Origin of the sequence: Enhydrobacter aerosaccus (assembly GCF_900167455.1) — a bacterium.
GTDB lineage: Bacteria > Pseudomonadota > Alphaproteobacteria > Reyranellales > Reyranellaceae > Reyranella > Reyranella aerosaccus.
This window is the reverse complement of record NZ_FUWJ01000014.1, coordinates 44,258-67,160: the sequence shown is the minus strand read 5'-3', so window position 1 is coordinate 67,160 and position 22,903 is coordinate 44,258. Positions and strand designations below refer to the sequence as shown.

The window sequence follows — 22,903 nt, the reverse complement described above, 5'->3', positions numbered from 1 at the left end:
ATCGGCCGCGCACTGTTCAGATCGAGACAGTGTCGAGCGCCTGGGCGATGGCCGCGCGAAGGAGGTCGGGATCAAAGGGCTTGGAAATGACGAACGCCGGCTCGACCTGCGTACCGGTGAGGAGGCGTTCCGGGTAGCCGGTGACGAAGATCACCGGCACGGACATGGAACGCATGATCTCTCTGACCGCGGAGATGCCGCTGTCGGCTCCGCGGAGCTGGATATCGGCAAGGACGAGATGGGGAGAATGCTTGCGGGCAAGATCGACGGCTGCCTTCTCCGTCGCCGCAATTCCAACGACCTCGTGGCCGGCGTTACGCACGATATCGGCGACGTCGAGCGCGATCACGGCCTCGTCTTCGATGACAAGGATCCTGACGGACGCCACGCGCTGAAGCTCACGCCTCGCCTCCTGCAGGCTGCGCTCGGCCGTATCGATGTCGATGTCGAGAATGTGCGCTGCATCGGCGACCGTGAAACCCTCCAGCACGGTCAGCAACAGCATCCGACGCTGCAGCGGTGCCATTTCGGTAAGCGATTCCTTCAACCGGCTGCTGACGGTCGAGGCTTCCGTCGCCTCGTCCAGCCCGCCAAATGGCTGTTGCAGGCGATGAAACAGCGCGAAGACACCGAGCTTCGTGTCGTCCATCTTGGCGACCAGATCAGGTTGCCTGACGGCAACCTCCGCGCAGAGGCGCACCCATTCATCGCCTCGCTGCTGTGAGCCTGTCACCGCTCTCGCGTAGCGACGCAGGAACGGCAACGTTCTCGTGATTGCTTCGGACATGTTCTTGGTGATTGCGGGCACGTCGGACACCTATCACCCCCTTCTCTGCCGTCTATAAGACTACGCGCTGCATTCCGGCTGACAACCAAAACGAAAGCCCCCGCCCCAGTGGGGCGGGGACTGCATCGCTTTCGCTGCACCAGCCACGACACGCAGGCCGACTGCTTGTTCAGTCATCCATCGCATCAGTAGTAGCGTCGCTCCGGTGTGGTCGCAGCACCGATTACTGCGCCGCCGGCACCGCCGACGATCGCACCGGCGACCGGCGCACCCATGGTCGAGCCGACGACTGCGCCGGTGCCCGCTCCGATCGCGCCTCCGGTCAACGCACGGTCCGTAGGGTTATTGCCGCATGCTGCCGTAATCAGACCGAGAGTGCCCAATGCCGAGATCGACATGACGTTCCTGATCGACATATTCCTGATCGACATGAAACCCCTCCATTGTCGTGCGTCGGCGCACCTCGTACAGTGCGCCGACGTTCACCTGATGGCGTCGCCGGCTCCAACGGTCGATCGTAAAGCCCGGCTGTAACGCCTTACACCGCCAAGGGTTCCCTCATTTTCTGGTCCAGGGCAGCCCTTATAGGCCGCCCACCCACGTGTTGACCTGCTTCTGCGCTTCGTCCTTGGCCAAGCCGTAGCGCTCCTGAATGCGGCCAATGAGTTGGTCCTGCTTGCCGTTGATGACAGTCAGGTCGTCCTCGGTGAGCTTGCCCCACTTCTCTTTCACCTTGCCGGAAAATTGCTTCCAGTTTCCTTCGACGCGGTCCCAGTTCATCTCGTCCTCCTCTTTGTAAATCGCGAGATTCGCACCGGTTAACGTCGGCATCTTCTGGCCGGTTGCCGGGGCGAAATTTCCTTTGCAGGCCCCTATCCATGCCCCACATACGTTGTTCGCTCGTTATCGTGTCGTGCAGCCGGAGCTATCACCCCGATGATTAGAGACGATATCGTGGCGTTGCTTCCGGATCTGCGTGCTTTCGCTCGCTTCATGTGCCGCGAGCGCGAAGCTGCGGATGAGTTGGTGCAGAACACCGTCTTGATGGCGCTGGACAAGCAGGATCAGTTCACCGAAGGCACCAATCTCAAAGGCTGGTTGTTCACCATCATGCGCAACCGCTTCTATTCGGATTTGCGCGCCCAGCGCCGAAGGCCGGCACCCATCGATGATACCGCGGCAACTCCGTTGGCCGCCGTCGACAATCCGGAAGCGACACTGGCATTGAAGGAATTGTCGGCCGCCCTTTGGGATCTCAGCCCCCAGTCGCGCGAAGCGCTGATCCTTATCGGCGCCGGCGGCTTTTCCTACGAGGAAGCCGCAGCTCTCTGTGACTGTTCTGTGGGTACATTGAAGGCACGGGTTTCGCGGGCCCGCAAACTCCTGGCCGGGAAGATTCGCTGACAAGGAAATGTCGCCAAATCAATGGGTTAGAAGAGAGGCGAGTCCTTCCCTGTAACCTTTTCATCTTTCAGGCATTGCTTCTGCATTGGTCCCATTACCGGAGAAGCTTATGGCCGCCGTTTCGAAAGCCCCCGTTTCGAAAGAAGTCGACAGCAAGCAGGACCTTCAAGATTTCCATGATCAACTCCGGGCGATCCTTCCCCGGCTCCGGGTGTACGCGCTGTCGCTCACCCGCGACCGCGACGCTGCGGACGACCTGGTCCACGATACGGTGATCAAGGCTTTGACGGGCCGCGAGAGCTTCCAGCCAGGCACGAATCTGTCGGCCTGGGTCTTCCGCATTCAACGCAACGAGTTCATTTCTGGATTGCGCCGTACGCGTCCTTCGGTTCCGGTCGACTCGGCCATCGCCGAAACACTGTCGCATCAGCCACACCAGGAGAGCCGCCTGGTAATGCGCGAGTTCATGTCGGCGTTCGGCAAGCTGGCGCCGACGCAGCGCGAAGCGCTGCTGCTCGCCGTGCTGGAAGGGCAGTCTTACGAAGTCATCGCCGCGCACACCGGCGTCTCCGTGGGCACGGTGAAGAGCCGCATTTCCCGGGCTCGCGACACGCTGGAGCGTCTGCTGTTGGAGGGCGATACCAAACAGCGTTCCTCTTCGACGCACGAACCCTCGACATCTGTCGGCCGAGACACCGGTCACGCCGGCCCCTCCGCCGAGCGCTGATCTTTCCAACCGGCCGTGGACGAAAGAGGCAAACATGGGCATTCTCGCCGAGAAACCTACATGCCTCGGACAGGAACCTGTGGGATGGGCCCCCTTCCGCGGAACAAAAAATATGGCGAATGACGACAAGCCGCTGAAGGAACGGGCACGGGAAGGCGCCCATGGGGAACCGAAATCCGCCAGCGAGCGGCCCTTCGATCTGTGGCTGCAGAAGCAACTCCACGCAATGTACGACGAAATTGCGAGCGAGCCGCTTCCGGATGATCTGCTGCGGCTGATCGAGCACGACGCGGCGCGCAAGGGCCCCGACCCGTCTGGTAAGAAGTAAGCGGAAGAAAGGCGGCGGCCTCGCGGTCGCCGCCATTCCCCATTCCACTGACGTCGGTCAGCCCGGCCGACGGGCAGCGAATGTCACTGATGTCCTGATCGAACGCTCCCAGACCGTACGCTCATGTGAGGCGCGTATTGCGGACGTAACGCCACGCCGCGTTTGCGGTTCCTCCCGCCTCCCCTTAGACACGGGGAAGCAGGAGGACTGACCATGGAGCTGTTCGATCTCTCGGGACGGGTTGCGATCGTGACGGGCGGAAATGGTGGCATTGGACTCGGCATGGCCAAGGGGATGGCCAGAGCCGGCGCGACCATCGTTGTTGCGGGCCGCGACTCCGCGAAGAACGCGGCCTCCGTCGAGGAATTGAAGGCGCTGGGCGCCAAGGCCACGGCAATCTCGGTCGACGTTCTCAAAGAGGACTCCTGCCGCGCCCTTATTGCCAAGGCATTGGAGGCTCATGGCCGGATCGACATCCTGGTGAACAATGCCGGCATGAGCATTCGCAAACAGCCAGAGGACTACACGCTGGCGGAGTGGCACACGGTGCTGGACAGCAATCTCACCAGCGCCTTCCTCTGCTGCCACGCCGTCTATCCGGCGATGAAGAAGGGCGGCGGCGGAAAAATCATCAATATCGGCTCGATGATGTCGATCTTCGGCGCTCCCTTCGCCACCGCCTACGCCGCCAGCAAGGGCGGCATGGTCCAAATGACCAAGGCCATCGCGACGGCCTGGGCCAAGGACAATATCCAGGTCAACGCCATCTTGCCCGGCTGGATCGACACGGCGCTCACCCGGCGTGCCCGCGAGCAGGTCGCCCATCTGCACGAGTCGGTGCTGAAACGCACACCGGCTGGACGCTGGGGCGTTCCCGACGACTTTGCCGGCATCGCCGTGTTCCTGGCTGCCTCGGCGTCGGACTTCATCACAGGCGCCGCCATTACCGTCGATGGCGGATATTCGGTGCAGGGTTGAGCCTGCCTGTCAGTTCGTCTTGCCCGACGGTTGTGGCAATCTGAGCGTCGATTGCGGGAAGAAGTTGGGATTGCGGCGGAGTTCGATGCTGCGCTCCGCCGGTGGCAGGCTTCTGAGCCTCATGAAGTAGGACAGCTGCTGCTGCGCGCGGGCTTCATCGAGGTCGTGGCGGCTGATCTGCAGGGCGCCCTCGAAATCTCCAGCCATGGCATAGGCGAGGGCCAGATTCTGGCGGACGCGGGCGTCGGAACCTGGTCCGCCGGCAACCGGGAGAAGCTGAGCGATCGCTTCCTGGGCCTGGCCGGATATCGCGAGAGACAGGCCCATGTTGCTGCGCAGCGCGACGTCGTTGGGCACGACCTGCAATCCGGCGAGATATTGCGCCTGGGCTTCGGCGTGTCGGCCCTGCATGTCGAGGGCGATCCCCATGACATTCATGGCCCGGAAGTCCCGGCTGTCCGTCTGCAAGGCCACTTCCGCCTGCTTCTCGGCCAGCGCCGGCTGTCCCTCCGCGATCAAGGCCGCCGCAAGCCCGCGCCGCGCCTCCACGTCCGACTCGCGGCGCAGCAGGACGTCGCGAAACTGCGCCGCTGCCTCGTCGCCCGCTCCCAGCGAGAGATAACACTGGCCCAGTCCGATCTTGGCCTCGATGCCTTGAGGATTTGCGCTCAGGGCGCGGCTGTAGAGAGCCAATGCAACGTCAAGATTTCCGGCTTTTCGGGCTGCATCGGCTTCTTGGACCGACGACGTATAACTGTCGCCCTGAGCTACAGCATTCGCACTCGAATTTGCTCCAACCGCCCCGATCGCTGCACAGCTCGTCAAGGCGAGCGCCATCCCGATACCAAGGATGGGTACCAGCTTTCTGCATCCAGACAAATTCGCTCCGCTTCGCCGACCTGTATCAAGGTATCAAAATCTTGGTGTCAGCTGCAACAAATGCTGCAACATCTTGAAGAATTAGGACCCCGAACCGGAGCCATACAGCACAGCTTGTGAAGTTGCGGTGAGGATCTTGGAGCCGAAGCCCAGGTAATTCTCGGCGAATGAAAACGTGTACGTCGCGGTGATCATCGTACAGGTCACCGTGCTGTTAGCATTGCAGTTCGCCGTGCTGGCATAGGCAACCGAGATATTGCTCCCGGCCCCGCCGATCATCTTTCCCTGCAGATAGGACGTGACCGTCGAGGTCGAGGCCGTGGGGTTCATGCTGTAGTAGCGCGCCGCCGACTCGGTGGCATATTCGAGCCCCTGCCGCAGGTAGAACATGCGGCCGAACTCCAGCGCCCCCAGCAGCATCGTCAGCAGGACCGGCAGGACGATCGCGAATTCGATCGCCGCCACCCCGTTGTCGGCGCCGAGCAAACGGCGGAAGACCCGTCCCCTCACCTCACGACCTCCTAGGGAACGATCATGGTAATGGAGGCCGACATGGAAGTGGGCGGCGTCCAGCTTCCGAAGGCGCCAAAGCTCAAGGTCGAGCTTGTCACGACCGACGAGAACGCCTTGCTGGTGTTGACCGTCACATAGCGCTTGAGAGTGCCCGAGCTGCAGGTCGTCGTGCAGGCCACCGCCGTGCCCGCAACGCACTCGCAGAAAAGCGAGTTGGTCGCCGTCACGCCGCTCAGCGCGGAGGCGTTCTGCGCCGTGGCGTTGACGTTGGCCGAGTCGGTGGAACTGGCGGTGGAGGCACCTGAATAGACCAGCACCCCATACTGCGCGCCCTGGCGAGCGCCCTCGAGAATGGCAGACTTCTGCAATGCATAGCGGCCGAGGTCCAACATGCCGCCCAGCAGCAGGAGCAGGACCGGCAGCGCCAGGGCGAACTCGATCAGGATATTGCCCTCCTCCCGTCGGCTGATTCGCGACCGGAGGCTGCGGAGAAATCCCATGGTCATCACTCGCAGATCTTGGCCTTGCCGGCGATCGTGGTCGTCGCCGTCGTCTGCATCGTCGCCCACTTGGTGCTGAAGGTGCCGCAGCCGGCGACGTAGTTGTTGTTGTACGACGTGAACTTGAGGTAGCGGCCGACCCACACCGTGCAGCCGTTGGTGCTGTTGCCGGCGTTGTTGAGACTAGAGATGTCGATCCGGTTGTTGGGGAAGTAGACCGCGCCGGAGAGCTTCGCATTGTTGAGCGAGGTCACCGTGAAGATCTTCGAGGTCGACGTCATCGTGCCGATCGGAGCGTTGCGATCCTGGTAGAAGAGCACGCCGGGGAACGGCTGACCGCTGCTCTGGGGAGGCGCGCTGAGCGTGACGTTGTTCTCGGACGAGATGTAGACGCCGCCGATATTGGAGTAGTTGCCCGTGGTCTGGGTCAGCACGAACGTGACGCCGGTCTGGCCGTCGACACAGGTCGGGCACGAAACATTGTTCACGCTCGTGATGTAGAGATCGCCGTTGGCGACATAGTAGGTGCCCGGGCTGAAGTAGACGTTGTTGACGCCGCCCCGGATGCTTAGCCCGCCGCAATAGGTGCCGGGAGTCAGGGTCACGGACGTACCGCTGGGATAGCTGAAGTTGGTGTAGGTGCAGGTGCCCGGCGACGGAGTCGCCAGGGAAGCATAGGGATCGACCACCGTTCCCGTCTGCATGGTCTGCGCGTTGCTGGGCAGCGGCGTCAGACTGCCATAGCTTTCCGCCGTGAAGGATCCGCGCGTCCAGATCTGCTGGAAACTGCCACTGTTGAACGAGGTCATGTAGATGGAGGCGTTCGACTCGCGGCCGGTCGCGACACCGTTCGAGACGAGCGCGCAATCCGAGGTGAAGTTGTTGAACGAGCTGAAATAGACGCCCTGCTCGGCCAGCGGCGTCAACGCCACCAGACAGCCCTTGTTCGTCGATGTCGCGGTCTGGGTGCTGCTCGTACTCGCCGCCTGCGCCGCGACGGAGCGGGCGGTCACCGTGAAGGTGCTGCTGGCCTTGCCGAGGAAGGCGTTCAGCACCGTCCCGAAAACGAAACTCTGCGACGACTTCTGGATGATGACTTCGACCGCTCCGTTGGCATTGATGAAGTTGCCGGAGGTCGGCGGCGAATTGACGGTGACGGTGACGTTGCTGGCGCCGTTGGCGAAGCCGTTACGGCGCGCCTCGTACAAGGCGTCGTTGGCGATGGTCGAGGTCGAGAGGCCGTTGATCCTGTCGATGGAGCCCGACAGCGCGGCATCGTCGGCCGCGTTCTGCATCTGCCGTTTGAGGCGATAGAAACTGCCGGTTTCGGCGCCGACCGCAACGACACCGGCCACGACCGGAATGGCCGCCACCAGGAGGCCGATCGAACCGGCCTCGTCCCGGACCAATCTGCGGGTGCTTGCACGCAAAACACCAAACGTGCGCGAAAACGCTCGCCACATGTCTGTCCCCTAAATTGTTGCGTGCCTTTGGCAGGCACAAAATGAATTTTCGACTAAACAATTAGAAATATGAGCTAACTCTAAGAAATTAATGTCAATTATGTCAAGTTCAGAGCCGACATGATGGCTGGGGCGAGAAGGACGGTGATGAGCGTGGGCAGGATGAAGACCATCAACGGCACGGTCATGAGGGCAGGCATGCGGGCCCCCTTCTCCTCGGCCTTCGCCACCCGGGTCTGACGGAATTCCGTACTCAGGATCTTCAACGAACCGGCCAGGGGCGTTCCGTATTTCTCGGTCTGGCGCAGCGCATTGACCAGCGCCGCGACAGCGGCCGAATCGGAGCGCGCGGCCAGGTTTTCCAGCGCCTGCTGACGATCCGGCAAATAGGTGAGCTCGATGGCGGTCATCTCGAATTCGCTCGCCAACTCGGGCATCGAGCCGGCCATCTCCTTCGCCACCCGGCGGAAGGCGGCGTCGATGCTGAGCCCTGCCTCGACGCAGATGGTCAGCAGGTCGAGCCCCTCCGGCAGCAGGTAGTTCAGGATCTCGCGCCGCTTCGTGGTGACGTTCTTGATGTACATCTCGGGCAGGAGGAACCCGGCCAGAACGGCCCCGACGCTCGCCGGCAGGACCATGTTGTCAGGAATGTCCAGAAGGTCGGTCACCGATGTCAGGAAGATCATCACGAAGCCGAGCGTCAGCGGCAGCGCCAGCTTGACGAAAACATAGACCACGGCCGCATCCCGCGACATGTAGCCGGCCAGTCGCAGCTTGCGCGTGGTCTGGTCGGCGGCGGCACCGCGCAGCAGATTGAGCCTGTCCGCGATCGTACGCATGAAGCTGAGCGAGGTGGCCTTGGGCGATGGACGGTTGCTTGTGGGCTGCTCGTTGCGCGTCTTCATGCGCCGCGTACCCAGCGCCTTCAGCCGCGCCTCGATCGGCGGCTGCCAGGTGATCGCGAACCAGACAGCCCAGAAGCTCGTCACTCCGGCCACCGCCGCGATGATCATGAAACTCTTCTCGAACGCGCTCGGGTCCATCGTCGCCTCACACCTTGATGGTCGCGATCTTGTTCATGATGAAGATGCCGAGCGCCATGCTGCAGCCGGCGCCGGCGGTGACCATGAGGCCGGTCGAGGTATTGACCAGCGGGCTGATATAGCCCGGCGTTATCAGGAACAGGCCGCCGCCCACCAGGAAGGGCAGGCCGGCCATGATCAGCATCGTCGCCCGCGCTTCCGAGGTGAAGGCACGGATCTTGAGGCGGAGCTGCTGGCGGGCGCGCAGCAACGCGCTCAGATTGGCCAGGGTTTCGGCCAGGTTGCCGCCGGTGTCGCGCTGGATCGACATGGCGACGATCAGGAAGTTGAATTCGTCCGTCTGAATCGCCTGGGCCGCGCGCCACAACGCCGTCTCGATCGGCACGCCGAGCTGCATTTCCTGCTGCGCCTGCCGGAAGGTCGAGCCGACCGGATCCTTGATGTCCCGGGCGACGTTGCCGATCGCCTCCTGCACCGGCAGGCCAGCGCGCAGAGCCCGGACGATCAGGTCCACGGCCTCGGGAAAGAGCAGGTTGAACTTCTGTGCCCGGCGCCGTACCCGCCGCCCGAGGATGACATTGGGGACACCCAGGCCCAACGCCAAGGCCGCAGCAAGGGCCACGAGAGGCGGCATGGCAAGGACGACGGAGAACAGAAACCAGGCGGCAACGGCGATCGCCAGACACCCGAATGCGAATTCGCCCAAGGAGAATTTGACGCCCGCCGCCAGCAGCTTGCGCCGGATGCTGCTGGCATTTGGGAATAGCCGCCACAGCAGCTTGTCGAAGCTGGCCAGGCGCCCTGCCCGTTCGGCCCGCCGCAGCGTCGCCAGTTCGATGGTGCGTGAGCCGGAGCGGCTGCGCCCATCGAGATCCTCGAGCCGGTCACGCAGGCGCCGCTCGGCGAAGAAGCCGCCGAACACCACGCCGAGGGCCACGAGAGTCATGCCGACGCCGGTGGCGATATAGACTGCCAGCGTATCGAGGCTCAGGCTGTGACCGACGGAGCCCATCAGGCCATCGCCTCCATCAGCACCTTGTCGAGTCCGTAATAGGCCGCGCGCGAGAGAAAATGGGGGCGCAGGCCAGAACTCTTGAAAGCCCCCACGAGCTTGCCGTCCGACGCTTCGCCCTTGAATTCGTAGGTGAAGAGATCCTGTGTGATGATGACATCGCCTTCCATGCCCATGACCTCGGTGATGTGGGTCACGCGCCGCACGCCGTCGCGCATACGGCTGATCTGCACGATCATCTGCAGCGATCCGGCGATCTGCGTCCGAATCGCCTTGGGCGGCAGGCTGGCCACGCCCATGGTCACCATGTTCTCCAGGCGCGTCAGCGCCTCGCGCGGCCTGTTGGCATGCAGTGTTCCCATCGAGCCGTCGTGGCCGGTGTTCATCGCCTGCAGCAGGTCGATCGCCTCGGGCCCGCGCACCTCGCCCAGGATGATGCGGTCGGGCCGCATGCGCAGGGCGTTCTTGACGAGGTCACGCATGTTAACCTCGCCGTTGCCCTCCAGATTGGACGGTCGCGTCTCGAGGCGCACAACGTGCGGCTGCTGCATGCGCAGTTCGGCCGCGTCCTCGATGGTCACCACGCGTTCGCCTTCATCGATCATGCCGGACAAGGCATTGAGCATCGTGGTCTTGCCCGACCCCGTGCCGCCTGAGACGACGATGTTCAGCCGGCAGCGCGCGGCGATGCGCAGCAGCGTCGCCATTGCCGGCGAGATATTGCCCTGCTGGGCCATCTGATCGAAGCCGATCTGCCGCTTTCCGAACTTTCGGATCGAAACCGAAGGGCCGTCGATCGCCAGGGGCGGAATGATGATGTTGACGCGACTGCCATCCAGCAGACGCGCGTCGCAGATGGGACTCGCTTCGTCGACGCGGCGGCCGATGCGACTGACAATGCGATTGCAGATGTTCAGGAGGTGGGCATTGTCCTCGAACGCGACCGAGGTCAGTTCGAGCTTGCCCTGCCGCTCGATATAGACCTGCTTCGGCCCGTTGATCATTATGTCCGTGATACCGTCGTCCTCGAGCAGCGGCTCGAGCGGACCCAGACCGAGCATGTCGTTGACGATCTGGTACACCAGATCGGCCTGCTCAGGTCGGTTGAGCTGCAGCCGATGCTCGGCCAGCAGTTCGGCGACAAGCTCCTCGAACTGGCGGGTCAATTCCTTCCGTGACAGGCTGACGGCTGCGGCGAGGTCGATCCGGTTCATGATCTCCGGCTGGATCGCTCGCCGTGCCTGATCGACCTTGCTGCGCGAAAGCCGGCCGCCGGATATCTCGACCGGCTCCGGCCGAGGCGCCGGCTCCGGCAGCCGCGTTATCGGGGCCGGCGTCCGCATCGGCGCCGCCGACGGAGAAGAGACGAGACGCGTGGACCCGTCGATTGGCGCGGGCGCCACTGCCTCCGCAACCGGTGGGGCAAGCCGCTCCTCGGCGCCTCCTGCCGATACGCTGAAGTTCGTCGCGGGCAGAATGGGGCGCAGCACGTCGGTGACGTAGCCCCGCAGCTCCAAGGGCGCGAGAATGACACCCTGATTGCGAAAATGGATCTGTGTCTGCAGTCCTGCCTGACGCGTCACCTCGCCGGCTGGCGTTCCACTTTTCAGGAGCGCGCGCAGTTGCGGCGCCACCGCGTCGCTCAGCGTTGCCTCGGCGGCCGCCAGCCGTGCCGCCCGATCCGCGCTGCCACGCTCCGGCGACTGTTCGGACAGGGCGCTTCGGCGCCCAATGCGATCGAGAGGCCCGGAGGCAGTCTCCTGAGCCGACGTCGAATTCCTGGTGCGCATCCCGAACATGCGCCGCCTACTTCTTTCGACCGCGTCGGTTCTTCAGGGACTGCACGACGCGCAGCAGCGCGCCGGCGGACCGAGCCGGCATTTCCTGTGCTGCAGCAGGCTCGTCGAGAGACGCGACCAGCGGCTTCAAGGCCTTGATGATCGCGCTGTTGGGCGCGGCTTCCGGCAGGGGCTTGCCGAAATTCACGGCCATCAGCGTTCCCGCGGCATCGGCCGGGACCTGGCAGGCCACCTTCTGCTTCAGGGTGCGTTCCACATCGGCGACTTTCACCGCCGAACGACGGGGATCGACAACGCCGCTTGTCGCCAGATGCAGGCGCGCCTGCGGCGCGACGTCGAGCACCAACTGCTGCAGCCGCATCGCATCCCGCACCCCCGGCAACGACAGATCCGTCAGCAACAGGACGTCGGTCGAGGCCTCGATCACCTGCCGCTGTATCACCGGATCGCCCCGCGGGACGTCGGCGACGATCCAGCGGAAGCGACGATGCACAGCCCGCAGAAAATCGTTGGCGGCATGGGGACGCGCCTGGAAGCCGCCGGTCGGCGCCTCCTCCGCCCCCATCGCGTACAGATACTCGCTCTTCTTCTGCGCCACCTGCTGTATGAACAGCGCATCGATGCGGTCGGGCTGGTCGAGCGCCTCGCGCAGCGCATCGATGGCTTCCAGATCGAGCGCCAGCATCAGCGATCCATAGTGCAGGTCAAAATCGACCAGCAGCACCTCTTCCCTGAGGCGCTTGCCCAGCAATCCGGCGATCGTGATGGCAAGCGTCGTCGCTCCGACACCGCCCCGAGCGCCGAGCACCGACAGGGTTCGAGGCTTGGCGTCGCGAGGCGAACTGGCTCCGGAGACGACCGCCGGATGCCGGTCACGCATTTCCAGGGCGCGCTCGACAGTGCGCTTCAACACGCCCTCACCCAGCGGCAACGCCAGGTAATCGTTGAAGCCAACGGCGATCAGGTCGCGATAGAGGGCGACGTCGTTGATCCGTCCGAGGCCGATGATGAGGCAATTGCCCGGGACCGCGGTCTTCAAAGCGGCCGCGTCGGCGACAGGGTCGGCGGCATCACCAAGGTCGACGACCAGCAGATCGAGGTCCCGAGGCCATTGGGTCAGCGCAAGAGCCGTATCGATCGATCCTTCGCGGATGACGGCCTTGCCCATCGCCGGGCCGAACAGATCGGCCGACACCCGTGCCTGGGTGACGGAATCGGTGATGAAGGCCATGGCGGCCAGGACCGCCTTTTCCTCTCCAGGGTTCGCGTACTGCGCCAGGGCGGGTGCGGAAGGCATGTGGTCCTCGTCAGTACGTGGAGGGCCCACTGCCGACGCCAGGACCGGCCCCGCCGGTGGCTCCGGTGGCGCCGGTGGTGGCGCCGACCACGCCGTCGGTGGTGGTCGCGGTCGGCGTGACGGTGCGGACCTTGCCTTCGCGGTAGCGTTGGATGGCGGCCGCATTGACCGTGCCATCGGCAGGTCCAGGATCGCGCCCGACCGCGGCGTCACGCGGACGCGCGAGCATCTGCCCCATGTTGTAGGCCGTGGTGCAGCCGAATCCGCCCATCACCGATTCCGTGTTGTTCCGGATGGTCGCCGGATTGTCGTCGGGACAGTTGCGCTCCCCCAGCCGATAGTCGGAGCGCACCACGACGACCTGATTGGGACCCATCGCCATGGCAGGTTCGACGGCGGAGCTGACCCATCGGGCGCCGGCACCGGACAGGCTCCGCATGACCTGCTGAGCCCGCGCCTGCTGGATCGGTCCGCCCGACCCGTCGGTCACGACCACGAATTCGTCGCGCTGCGCGGCGCGACCGGCGTTCACCATCGCATGCAACTCGTGCGCCTGATTCGGATCGATCTGCCCTGTCCCTGGACGGAAGCCGATGGCCAGTATCGTGTCGGCGCGGACCGGGGTCATGCGCATCCCCACCTTCGCCTCCTCGGCGACCGGATTGGGATTGTCGCAGGCGCAAAGCGTGCCGGCGGCAAGGAGAGCGAAGAAGACGGAACGCATGAAGCCCTCTAGTTCAGCTTGAAGCCGGCGCTCGGAGAGGAGGTCTGCTGCCCGACCGACAGGCGCTGCGGCGGCGTCGGATTGTTGAAGCGACCATAGACGATACGATCGGCATCGGTCGGCGGGACCCGTCCGCTCAGCGGCGTGCGCAGCTTGCCGTTCACCGGCTCGACGAAATACGGCGTGACGATGATCACCAGCTCGGTCTCGTCGCGCTGGTAGGCATCGGACTTGAACAAGGAGCCGAGGACCGGCACGTCGCCCAGCCACGGCACCTTCTTGACGTCCTGCACCGATGTCCGCTGCATCAGGCCGGCGATGGCGAAGCTCTGGCCGCTGCCGAGCTCCACGGTCGTCGAGGCCCGGCGGGTCTGGATGGCGGGGATGGTGATGGTGGCGGTGGGGGAGATTGCCACGCTCACTTCGCCGTTCGTGGTCAGCTGACTGACTTCAGGCGCGACCTTGAGGTTGATGCGCTCGCCAATGATGGTGGGCGTGAAGTTCAAACTGATGCCGATCTGCTTGTACACCACCGTGAGCGTGTTGGTGATGCCGCCCTGTGGCGTGACGACGGGGATCTCGCCGCCGGCGAGGAAGCTCGCCGTCTCGCCGGACATGGCGATCAGGTTAGGTTCGGCGAGGATGGTCGCCTCGCTCTGCGTCGCGAGCAGGTCCACCAGCGATGTGAGGCTGCCGTTGTTGCTCTGGGTCACGACCTGGGCGGACCCGGGAACGGCGCCGCCGACGGCCGTGATGGTCGAGGTGGCGAAGCCGGCCGTGATCGGTCCAAGGCCGAACAGGGCGATGTTGTTGATGTTCTGCCAGTTGATGCCGATGCGCTTGAGGGCCGACCGATTGACTTCCGCGACCTTGACCTGGAGCTGTACCTGCGTCGGCGCGTCGATGCGGATATTGTCGATCACCTTGTTGGGAGCGCCGACGTACTGCAGCGCCAGATGCCGCGCGTCCTCGGCGACCACGGCCGAACGAACCGTTCCGCCGAGCACGATCGAATCGCCCTGATTGTCGAAGGTGATGCCGTTATTCGGATGGATCGCGTCCAACGCGTCCTTGATGCGGCTGAACGGCGAGGTCACGCTGACGATCGTGTTCAGCAGCACTCGATCCTGGTCGTCGACCGCGTAAAGGACGGTGTCACCTGGCTTCTTGGCGAAGACGTAGATAAGGCCCGGTGACTTGACCTGCACGTCGGCGATATCCGGCGCGGCCACGAACACGGTCGAGGCCGGGCCCGGCAGCTTGAGGGCTGTGCCTTTGTTGACTTCGAGCTTGAGGGTCGGTTGCTGCGTCGACACCAGCTGGCTCTGGCCAAAGGCACGGCCGGGCGCGCCTGTCGGCGCCGGCGGATTGAGCGGCGGCGTCGCGACCGGCGGCTGGATCGGCACCGGTGCCGGCCTTTGTGCCTGCACCAACTGGCCGGAAACAAACGGCGCCGGCGATTTCGACAGCGGGAGCGATGCCGGCTGAATGGAATTGCCTTGCCCGATCGCGGCTTCCGGCGATCCACCCGTCGCGGACCCGACGTCCGTCAGGGACGCAGAGACGATCGGTGCCCGCGCCGGAATCGCGGCCGTCGTAGGCGGCTCGGAGTCGGTCGACGCGGCCTTTGCCATCGCCGGTGCCATCGCGGGCTGGATGTTCATCGCGGCCGGTGCGGCGGCCGGCGTCGAAGCCGTCGCCGCGGCAGCCGCCGGGACCGGCGCGGTGGCCGCCGTCATCTCGCGCAGGACCTGGGCCGCCCGCTCCGCCTCGCGGCGATTGAGGTCGTCGGACACCATGTCGGTCGGCGTTTGGTGGCTAGTCTTCTTGGCTGCCTTGCCGCGCGGCTTGGGCTTGGCCGGAGCATCGGCAGCCGGCCGGCCATCCGGCGACTGTGCCAACGACAGGCTGGGCTGCACGGCAAAAGCCAGCGAGGCCGAGAGCGCAAGACAGCTTCCGGCCCGACGCCACAGAGAAGCCAGGGATGCAAGGCGGATCATGATCATGGCGTCACGCTGGGGGTTCTGGTGAAAGTGGTGGTGCGCGCAGCTTTGCCGTCCGTGGCTCTGCCGTCGTCTCCCGGGACCGTCCCGGGCCCGGCAGTGCCGTCGATTTCCGGTTTGCCCTGACTGCTGCCCCGCAGGACGTAGACCACGCGGCTGGATTGCTTGGGCGGCGGCCCGTCGCTGATCAGCGGGCTCACCTGCACGTCGCGCGTATAGCTGTCGCCGGGCTGTGCCGGCGCGCTCTCGGCGGCGGTCGCGTCGGCGCCGTCATCGTTCTCCTGGAGGCTGCGCAGCACCAGGGAGAGATCGCCCATCTTCTCGGCAAGGGTCACGATCTCGCTCTGCTTCGGCGTCAGTTCCAGTGTCGCCGTCTTGGCGACATCCGGCTTGTCGGATGGTGCGGCATCGACCTTCTGGTCCATCGCGATGACCCGGGCATTGCGCAGGATCGTCTCCGTGGCCTTGTGCTGCCCGTCGGCCCCGTTCAGCGTGTGGGTCAGAAGAACATCGACCCGATCCCCGGCATAGATGAAGCCCGAGACGGCCGACGTTGCCGTGATGGAAATGCTGACGGCGCGGGTGCCGGGCTGCAGGACCGCGGACAGGAAGCTGCGCGTGCCGGGCGCGACCAGTTTGCCCTCGGTAATCGGCTCGCCGGCGCTGATGGAACGGCGGCCAACGGCGCCGACGAAATCGTTCAGAGGCCGCTTGCCCTCGATTATGTAGGTTTGCGCCAGATCACCGGCCGGCCAGGCCTGCCATCTCAGGTCGTCCGGTTTGACGATCTGGCCGATCCGAATCGGATTGCGCGCGACGAGGACTTTCTGGGCCGAAGATGCCGGCTTCTCAGGGCGATTGCTGGCGGCCAGGATCGCCGCCCGCTCGCCCTGCAACCAGGCTCGGGCAAGGAACGCCGTGCTACCGGCCACGATGACCGCGAGCAGCAGAAAGATGACGCGCTTGCTGTTCACTCCCCCGCTCCCTCAATCAGCTCGTCATCAGCGAGGCGGCGACCCAAAGGCCGCCCATGGCGATGGCCGGTCCATAAGGGAGCGCCTGCCGCAAGCGCTCCCGGGTCACGCCAGGTCCATCGGATTTCGAAGGCCCGAGGCGAGCGCCCGCGAGCGCGGCCAGCGCCAGGAGGCCACCGGCACAGGCGGTCACCGTCAGGAAATCGATCTGATGCGCCGGTCCCGCAAACAGGCTTGCCGCGGCGAGAAGCTTGACGTCGCCACCGCCGATGGCGCCGAGAGCGAAGCCTACCGTTCCGACCAGGAAGACAAAGAGGGCGCAGGCCAGCGACAGGCCGACCTGAACGGCCGCAACCCGGTCCAGCAGCACGCCGGCCCCGGCCCAAATGGCAAAGCTCGCGCCGATCCCGAGCGAGATGCCATTTGCGATACGCATGGTCTTCAGGTCCTGCCAACCGGCGGACACCAACAGGAGCGCGAAGACAGCCACGCAGCAAAGCTGCAGAAGCGCCAACAGCGACATCGGACCCCCATCCAAAGACCCGCCGTTTGCACGGCGTCGTCTCCTGCCCCTGAAATTCGTATTTCCCGCCGATTAAAGTATCTTAAGGAAAGTTATTAAGATTACTTCTTAAGCAAGGCCACAAATTGCATTCAAGGTAAGAAACAATAGTCAATAAGCTTACAAAGGATATCTTTCGCAATGCCTTAAATCAAGGCGATAATGTGTTCAATTTAAACGATGAATCGCAGAGCGACCGCAATGGAGGTCTGAAAGTGAAACGGGCGGCCTATCGAATAGGCCGCCCGTTTTCCAGGTCTTCCAGTCTGTGACTGTCAGGTCATGGGGACGCTGACATTGCTCAGGACGTTGCTGACTTTGCCGCCGACGGTTCGCATGGAGGCGATCGCCGCGACCGCGATGAGCGAAGCAATGAGCGTATACTCGATTGCCGTCGCACCATCGGTACTGGCCATGAGACGACGAAACAGGGACAGCATGAGGGGGATCTCCACCTTATTCTATTTTTGTCTTTTATTTCTGACGGTTAGAGACCTTACTTAATATGCCGACGACGGTCAACATCCGGACTGCAAGCTGCGCGAAAAAGACGCTTCAAGATATTGATTCAGAATGAGTCTTGGTCACCAGATGGTGGATTGGGCCGACCGACTGTCCTCAGCGACACGACGTCCCCGCCTCCGTAGCCCGTTCCGCCGTCGCGCGACGCCTGGCGCCGGTAGGCCAGCCAGCTGAACGGAATCAGGGACAGGTAGATGAGTCCAAGCAGGGAAAGACCGATCCACGGCGAACTTGCGATCACCCCCATCGCCAGAGCCGCGCCCAACAGCGCTGGGAGGACGAGATGGCGCGGGATCCTGCCCTTCTTGAACGAGAAGGTCGGCAGCCGGCTGACCATCAATCCGCCGACGACGACCAGTGCCGTGCCGACGACCAGCGGATGGCGGGGCCAGGCGACTTCGGCCTCAAAGCTCACCAGGAGAGGGATAAGGGCGAGGAGAGCCCCGGCGGGCGCCGGCACGCCGGTAAAGAACGACCCAGTCCAGGCCGGCGGCGGTTGATCCGCCAGCAAGGCGGTGTTGAACCGCGCCAGCCGCAGTGCCGAGCAGATCGGGAACATCAGCGTCACGACCCAGCCCAGCGCCCCGCCATCCTTCAGGGACGCCAGGTAAAGGACCAGTGCGGGCGTCACGCCGAAACACAGGAAGTCCGAGAGAGAATCGAGTTCGGCACCGAACTGGCTGGTAACGCCAAGGCGGCGCGCGACCCGACCATCCAGGGCATCGAAGATGGCGGCCACGATGATGGCAATCACAGCCAGCCGGAATTCCCCGTGCAGGCCGAAGCGGATCGCCGTCAGCCCGGAGCACAACGCCGCCAACGTCAGGACGTTGGGTATCAACCGGTTGATCGAGAAGCCCCGCAGCCCGCGGCGGCCCCGAAAGTCGCTATCCATGACGGTCCCCTGGCGGATCTAGAATTCGATGGCGGCGCGGGGTGTCGAAATCACGGGATCGAGCTCGGCAATCACGGTCTCGCCCCCGATCATGCGCTGCCCTGGCGCCACCAACAGCCGCGCCCCGGTCGGAAGATAAAGATCGGTGCGGCTACCGAACCGGATATGGCCAAACCTCTCCCCGGCGACAAGGGACTGGCCGGGCTTGATATAGCAGACGATCCGCCGCGCCACCCACCCGGCGATCTGCACGCAACCGATCAACCGCCCGTCCGGCCGGCGCAGCGCTATGGCCATGCGCTCATTGTCCTCGCTGGCCTTGTCGGTGGCAGCGTTCATGAATCGGCCGGGGCGATAGGCCACGACCTCGACCGTGCCGGCGCAGGGCGTCCGATTGATGTGGACGTCGAACACACTGAGAAAGATCGAGACCCGGGTGAGCGGCGCATCGCCGAGACCAAGCTCGGCCGGCGGGACCGCATCGGTCACCATCTGCACCAGGCCATCGGCAGGGGCGATCAGCACTCCGGCATCCTGCGGCACGGCGCGGGGCGGATCGCGAAAGAAATAGATGGACCACAGCGTCAGCAGCATCAGCGGCCAGAACAGCCAGGCGAGCCCGGTCAAGGCCGCGAGGAAGGTGACGGCGGCAAAGATCGCGATGAATCGCCAGCCGTCATCGAGAATGGGAATCAGAAAATTAGCCAACATCCGCGCACACTCTATTGCAGGCCGACCGGGCAGCCTCGCCTCAATTGACCTTCGGCAGGGCGAAAACCTGGCCGGGGTATATCAGATTCGGGTCGCGAATTTGGTCCTTGTTGGCATCGAAGATGACCGTGAACCGGACGCCCTCGCCATAATGCGCGCGGGCGATGTTCCACAGGTTGTCGCCGCGAACGACATGGAGCTGTCGATTGTCGCCCGCAGCCGATCCCGTCGCCTTGCGCTCGAACGGGACTTCCAGCCGCGCCGTCGGCTTGCCATCCGCGCCCAGCCTGTCCAGCCGCAGCGTGTGCTTGCCGGGAACGACCGAGGCCTCCGGCGTCAGGCGCCAATGGCCGTCTTTTCCGGCCGTCCCCTCTCCTACCATCCTGTCGTCGATATAGGCGCGGACATGCGCGCCGGCGGCCGCCTGTCCGGACACCGTCATCTGGCCACGTTCGTCATAGTCCAGTGTCGACAACTGCAAATCCCGTGACTTCGGCGTTCCGATCGCACTCGGTGGCTGGATCAGGGTGGCGGCCGAGCCGGGCGGCGCGATCATGACGAGCGTCTGGTCGCTGGATCCGGGGCCGGGTGTCGGCACGACCGCGACAACCACCTGTTCCGACGTCACGGGGGCGCGCCCTTCCAGATGCTGGACCACCCGCAGTTCGTGCTGGCCTGGCGTCAGCGGCGGTTCCTGAAGCAGAAGCACCCATTCGCCCCTGTTGTCGGCGTCGCCCTTGGCGATTTCCTTGCCGCCGTCGAGCAGCACGATTTTTGCGCCCGGAGCCGCCCGACCGGCGATGACGGCCCGTCCGTCCGGGTCGATTCGGGCCACGTCGAAACTCGGGGCCATCACCGCCGCTCCCGGGCTCGGGGTCTCCGAGGATGGGGACGGCGGCGGAGCCGGAGCCGACTGCGATGCCACCGGCGGCACGCCCTTGGCGCGATCGATGACCGCCTGATCGCTCATTTTTCTTTGCCAGGCGATCCCCAGGGCGATAGCGATGACTGCCGCACCCACCACCATCAGCGCGAATACAGTGCGAGACATGAAACTCCCAGCGGTGCGACGACCGACCGCTATTGGCGTCGCGCCCTTCTTCGGCGAAATGATATCCCTTCCGCAAAATGATATCATGTCGCGTCTGTCCGGAAAGGCGGTCGAGTCCCGTAAATGAACAGTCCGCCTGTCTCTGACCTCATCCCGAACTCTATTTGCGTGTTCTGCGGCGCCCGTTTCGGCAAGGAACCGGAGGCCCGCCAGCTCGCCACCGCCCTCGGCCAGCTGCTGGCCCGCGAGAAAGTGACGCTGGTCTATGGCGGCGGCGGCGTCGGCCTCATGGGGGTGCTCGCCAATGCCGCCCTGGACGGCGGCGGTCGTGTGGTCGGGGTCATCCCCCAGTTCCTGCTCGAGCGCGAGGCCGGACATCCCGAGTTGCACGAAACGATCGTGGTCGAGACCATGCATCAGCGCAAATTGCAGATGTTCGAGCGCGCCGATGCCTTTGTCGTCCTGCCGGGCGGAATTGGCACGCTGGAGGAGTTCTTCGAGGTCCTGTCCTGGCGCACCCTGGGACTGCATGCCAAACCGATCGCGATCCTCGATGTCGGGGGCTATTGGGAGCCGCTGGCTTCCCTCCTGCGCGGCGTCGTCGACGGAGGGTTCGCCGCCCCCACGCATCTCGACCATGTCGTGTTCGTGAACGACCTGAAGGACCTGCTGCCCGCCCTGGCCGCCATGCCCCGCGTCGCGGGCGCGGAAAAGGAGCTGGACCGGCTTTGAGCCCATCCGGCGGTCAGCTTGCCGGGCTGGCCCCGCTTCGCTAAAACCGCGCGCGCATTGAATTTTGGGGCTCGAAAGGAAGCACGATGGCGAAGATCAAGGTGAAGAATCCTGTCGTCGAGATGGACGGCGACGAGATGACCCGCATCATCTGGAAGTTCATCAAGGACAAGCTGATCCTGCCGTATCTCGACATCGACCTGAAGTATTACGACCTCGGCGTCGAATTCCGCGACAAGACCAACGACCAGGTGACGGTCGATTCCGCCAAGGCGACGCAGCAGTACGGCGTTGCCGTCAAGTGCGCCACCATCACGCCGGACGAAGCGCGCGTGAAGGAATTCAATCTCAAGGAAATGTGGAAGTCGCCGAACGGCACCATCCGCAACATCATCGGCGGCACTATCTTCCGCGAACCCATCGTCTGCAAGAACGTGCCGCGGCTGGTGCCCGGCTGGACCAAGCCGATCGTCATCGGCCGCCATGCCTATGGTGACCAGTATCGCGCCACCGACTTCGTCGTGCCGGGCAAGGGCAAACTCACGGTCAAGTTCGAGGGCGCCGACGGCAAGGTGATCGAGCACAACGTGTTCGACTATCCGGGCGGCGGCGTCGCCATGGTCATGTACAATCTCGACGATTCGATCATCGGCTTCGCCCGCAGCTCGTTCAATTACGGCCTGATGCGCGGCTGGCCGGTCTATCTCTCGACCAAGAACACCATCCTCAAGCGCTATGACGGCCGCTTCAAGGATCTGTTCGAGAAGGTGTTCAACGAGGAATTCGCCGACAAGTTCAAGGCCAAGGGCATCACCTACGAACATCGTCTGATCGACGACATGGTTGCCTCGGCCCTGAAGTGGCACGGCGAGTTCGTCTGGGCCTGCAAGAACTACGACGGCGACGTGCAGTCCGACACCGTGGCCCAGGGCTTCGGCTCGCTCGGTCTCATGACCTCGGTGCTGATGACGCCGGACGGCAAGACCGTCGAAGCCGAGGCCGCGCACGGTACGGTGACCCGCCACTATCGCGAACACCAGAAGGGCAAGCCGACCTCGACCAATCCGATCGCCTCGATCTTCGCCTGGACGCAGGGCCTCAAGTATCGCGGCACGTTCGACGGCACGCCCGACGTGGTGAAGTTCGCCGACACGCTCGAGAAGGTCTGCGTCGAGACGGTGGAGAGCGGCAAGATGACCAAGGATCTCGCGATCCTGATCGATCCCAAGCATCCCTACCTCAACACCCAGGACTTCCTCGACACGCTCGACGCCAACCTCAAGGCCAAGATGGCCAATTGGTAGTCGTTCCTTGATCGTCGCCGGCGCCGACGGCTGCCCCACGGGGTGGGTCGTCTGCCGCCGCGACGAGAGAGGCGTCCTCGATATTCAGGTGGTGAAGGCCCTCGCAGACATCTGCGAGGGCCTTTCCATTTTGGCCGTCGATATGCCGTTCGGGCTGCTGGACGTGCCGCGGCGCGGCGGACGTGATTGCGAGCAGGCGGCGCGCAAGCTGCTGGCCGGCCGCGCAAGCTCGGTCTTTCCCAGCCCCTGCCGGCCGGCGCTCGAGTGCGGCAGCTATGCGGAAGCAAATGCCATCAGCAAGAAGCTCGGCATCGGCCTCACCCAGCAGATGTTCAACATCCTGCCCAAGGTCCGTGAGATCGACGAATTGCTGCGCCAGCGCCCTGGGCTGCGCACTATCCTCCACGAAGCGCATCCCGAACTCGCCTTTGCCCGCATGAATGGCGGCAAGCCGCTCCCCAGCAAGAAGCGCAAACCGGAAGGATATGCCGATCGGCGACGGTTGCTGGTAGCGCATGGTTTCCCGGTCGAGATCGATCGACTGCCGGGCGCGGCCCGGGACGATATCCTGGACGCGGTCGCGTGCTGCCGCACCGCTCAGTTGATCGCAGAGGGCAAGGCAACATGCCTGGGCGCCACTGATGTTCGCGATCGCCACGGGCTGGCGATGAACATCTGGTTCTGAGGCAGATCCC

At 64.1% G+C, this 22,903-nt stretch carries 26 protein-coding genes; 7 read left to right on the top strand and 19 right to left on the bottom strand.

What is annotated here, in order from left to right; genetic code table 11:
- Positions 1-16: 16 nt before the first annotated feature.
- From B5D62_RS29185 to B5D62_RS29175, 3 genes are all read right to left on the bottom strand, one after another.
- Entirely contained in the window at positions 17-817 is an 801-nt protein-coding gene (locus tag B5D62_RS29185; protein WP_085937611.1) for a response regulator, read from the bottom strand.
- Between the two features lie 155 nt (positions 818-972).
- Entirely contained in the window at positions 973-1,218 is a 246-nt protein-coding gene (locus B5D62_RS29180) for a hypothetical protein (protein WP_085937610.1), read from the bottom strand.
- Positions 1,219-1,369: 151 nt separating this feature from the next.
- Positions 1,370-1,567, bottom strand: a complete 198-nt coding sequence (locus B5D62_RS29175) for a CsbD family protein (protein ID WP_085937609.1) — start codon at positions 1,565-1,567, stop codon at positions 1,370-1,372.
- Between the two features lie 180 nt (positions 1,568-1,747).
- Between B5D62_RS29175 and B5D62_RS29170 the strand changes: the two genes are divergently transcribed.
- From B5D62_RS29170 to B5D62_RS29155, 4 genes are all read left to right on the top strand, one after another.
- Positions 1,748-2,191: a sigma-70 family RNA polymerase sigma factor gene (locus B5D62_RS29170; RefSeq protein WP_231714983.1), complete on the top strand. Its 444-nt coding sequence runs from the start codon at positions 1,748-1,750 to the stop codon at positions 2,189-2,191.
- A gap of 109 nt (positions 2,192-2,300) precedes the next feature.
- Positions 2,301-2,918, top strand: coding sequence for a sigma-70 family RNA polymerase sigma factor (locus B5D62_RS29165; RefSeq protein WP_085937607.1), 618 nt, complete (start codon positions 2,301-2,303; stop codon positions 2,916-2,918).
- Between the two features lie 34 nt (positions 2,919-2,952).
- On the top strand, positions 2,953-3,246 hold the full coding sequence (locus tag B5D62_RS29160; RefSeq protein WP_231714982.1) for a NepR family anti-sigma factor: 294 nt from the start codon (positions 2,953-2,955) through the stop codon (positions 3,244-3,246).
- Between the two features lie 207 nt (positions 3,247-3,453).
- Positions 3,454-4,224, top strand: coding sequence for a glucose 1-dehydrogenase (locus B5D62_RS29155; RefSeq protein ID WP_085937663.1), 771 nt, complete (start codon positions 3,454-3,456; stop codon positions 4,222-4,224).
- A 9-nt stretch (positions 4,225-4,233) separates the two neighbouring features.
- On the opposite strand, the gene B5D62_RS29150 is transcribed toward B5D62_RS29155, so the two are convergent.
- The 16 genes from B5D62_RS29150 to B5D62_RS29075 form a co-directional block, all read right to left on the bottom strand.
- Complete coding sequence (locus B5D62_RS29150) at positions 4,234-5,061, bottom strand: tetratricopeptide repeat protein (protein ID WP_085937606.1); 828 nt, start codon at positions 5,059-5,061, stop codon at positions 4,234-4,236.
- Positions 5,062-5,184: 123 nt separating this feature from the next.
- Positions 5,185-5,613, bottom strand: coding sequence for a TadE/TadG family type IV pilus assembly protein (locus tag B5D62_RS33575; RefSeq protein ID WP_170921202.1), 429 nt, complete (start codon positions 5,611-5,613; stop codon positions 5,185-5,187).
- An 11-nt stretch (positions 5,614-5,624) separates the two neighbouring features.
- Complete coding sequence (locus B5D62_RS29140) at positions 5,625-6,122, bottom strand: TadE/TadG family type IV pilus assembly protein (protein ID WP_085937605.1); 498 nt, start codon at positions 6,120-6,122, stop codon at positions 5,625-5,627.
- Positions 6,122-7,525, bottom strand: coding sequence for a pilus assembly protein TadG-related protein (locus B5D62_RS29135; RefSeq protein ID WP_170921201.1), 1,404 nt, complete (start codon positions 7,523-7,525; stop codon positions 6,122-6,124). Before B5D62_RS29135 ends, B5D62_RS29140 begins: the two co-directional genes overlap by 1 nt.
- A gap of 152 nt (positions 7,526-7,677) precedes the next feature.
- Positions 7,678-8,622 carry a type II secretion system F family protein gene (locus B5D62_RS29130; protein ID WP_085937603.1) on the bottom strand — a complete coding sequence of 315 codons (945 nt, stop codon included), beginning with the start codon at positions 8,620-8,622 and terminating at the stop codon, positions 7,678-7,680.
- A 7-nt stretch (positions 8,623-8,629) separates the two neighbouring features.
- Complete coding sequence (locus tag B5D62_RS29125) at positions 8,630-9,634, bottom strand: type II secretion system F family protein (RefSeq protein WP_085937602.1); 1,005 nt, start codon at positions 9,632-9,634, stop codon at positions 8,630-8,632.
- A complete protein-coding gene (locus tag B5D62_RS29120; protein WP_231714980.1) occupies positions 9,634-11,433 on the bottom strand; it encodes a TadA family conjugal transfer-associated ATPase in 1,800 nt (599 codons plus the stop codon). Before B5D62_RS29120 ends, B5D62_RS29125 begins: the two co-directional genes overlap by 1 nt.
- 7 nt (positions 11,434-11,440) lie before the next feature.
- Positions 11,441-12,730: a CpaE/TadZ family protein gene (locus B5D62_RS29115; protein ID WP_139374149.1), complete on the bottom strand. Its 1,290-nt coding sequence runs from the start codon at positions 12,728-12,730 to the stop codon at positions 11,441-11,443.
- Between the two features lie 10 nt (positions 12,731-12,740).
- The gene (locus B5D62_RS29110) at positions 12,741-13,454 is read right to left on the bottom strand and encodes a CpaD family pilus assembly lipoprotein (protein WP_085937600.1); all 714 of its coding nucleotides are present in this window, start codon (positions 13,452-13,454) and stop codon (positions 12,741-12,743) included.
- Positions 13,455-13,462: 8 nt separating this feature from the next.
- Entirely contained in the window at positions 13,463-15,454 is a 1,992-nt protein-coding gene (locus B5D62_RS29105) for a type II and III secretion system protein family protein (protein ID WP_139374148.1), read from the bottom strand.
- Between the two features lie 2 nt (positions 15,455-15,456).
- A complete protein-coding gene (cpaB, locus tag B5D62_RS29100; protein ID WP_085937598.1) occupies positions 15,457-16,431 on the bottom strand; it encodes a Flp pilus assembly protein CpaB in 975 nt (324 codons plus the stop codon).
- A gap of 16 nt (positions 16,432-16,447) precedes the next feature.
- Entirely contained in the window at positions 16,448-16,954 is a 507-nt protein-coding gene (locus B5D62_RS29095) for an A24 family peptidase (protein ID WP_085937597.1), read from the bottom strand.
- A gap of 314 nt (positions 16,955-17,268) precedes the next feature.
- Positions 17,269-17,433, bottom strand: a complete 165-nt coding sequence (locus B5D62_RS29090) for a Flp family type IVb pilin (RefSeq protein WP_085937596.1) — start codon at positions 17,431-17,433, stop codon at positions 17,269-17,271.
- 128 nt (positions 17,434-17,561) lie between these two features.
- A complete protein-coding gene (gene pssA, locus B5D62_RS29085) occupies positions 17,562-18,410 on the bottom strand; it encodes a CDP-diacylglycerol--serine O-phosphatidyltransferase (RefSeq protein WP_085937595.1) in 849 nt (282 codons plus the stop codon).
- Between the two features lie 18 nt (positions 18,411-18,428).
- The gene (locus B5D62_RS29080) at positions 18,429-19,121 is read right to left on the bottom strand and encodes a phosphatidylserine decarboxylase (protein WP_085937594.1); all 693 of its coding nucleotides are present in this window, start codon (positions 19,119-19,121) and stop codon (positions 18,429-18,431) included.
- Positions 19,122-19,161: 40 nt separating this feature from the next.
- Entirely contained in the window at positions 19,162-20,172 is a 1,011-nt protein-coding gene (locus tag B5D62_RS29075; RefSeq protein ID WP_170921200.1) for a LysM peptidoglycan-binding domain-containing protein, read from the bottom strand.
- Positions 20,173-20,295: 123 nt separating this feature from the next.
- On the opposite strand from B5D62_RS29075, the gene B5D62_RS29070 reads away from it, so the two are divergent.
- The 3 genes from B5D62_RS29070 to B5D62_RS29060 all read left to right on the top strand — a co-directional run bounded on the left by B5D62_RS29070 (position 20,296) and on the right by B5D62_RS29060 (position 22,893).
- Positions 20,296-20,904, top strand: a complete 609-nt coding sequence (locus tag B5D62_RS29070) for an LOG family protein (protein ID WP_085937592.1) — start codon at positions 20,296-20,298, stop codon at positions 20,902-20,904.
- Positions 20,905-20,990: 86 nt separating this feature from the next.
- The gene (locus tag B5D62_RS29065) at positions 20,991-22,208 is read left to right on the top strand and encodes an NADP-dependent isocitrate dehydrogenase (protein WP_085937591.1); all 1,218 of its coding nucleotides are present in this window, start codon (positions 20,991-20,993) and stop codon (positions 22,206-22,208) included.
- Positions 22,209-22,215: 7 nt separating this feature from the next.
- A complete protein-coding gene (locus tag B5D62_RS29060) occupies positions 22,216-22,893 on the top strand; it encodes a DUF429 domain-containing protein (RefSeq protein WP_170921199.1) in 678 nt (225 codons plus the stop codon).
- Positions 22,894-22,903: the final 10 nt, after the last annotated feature.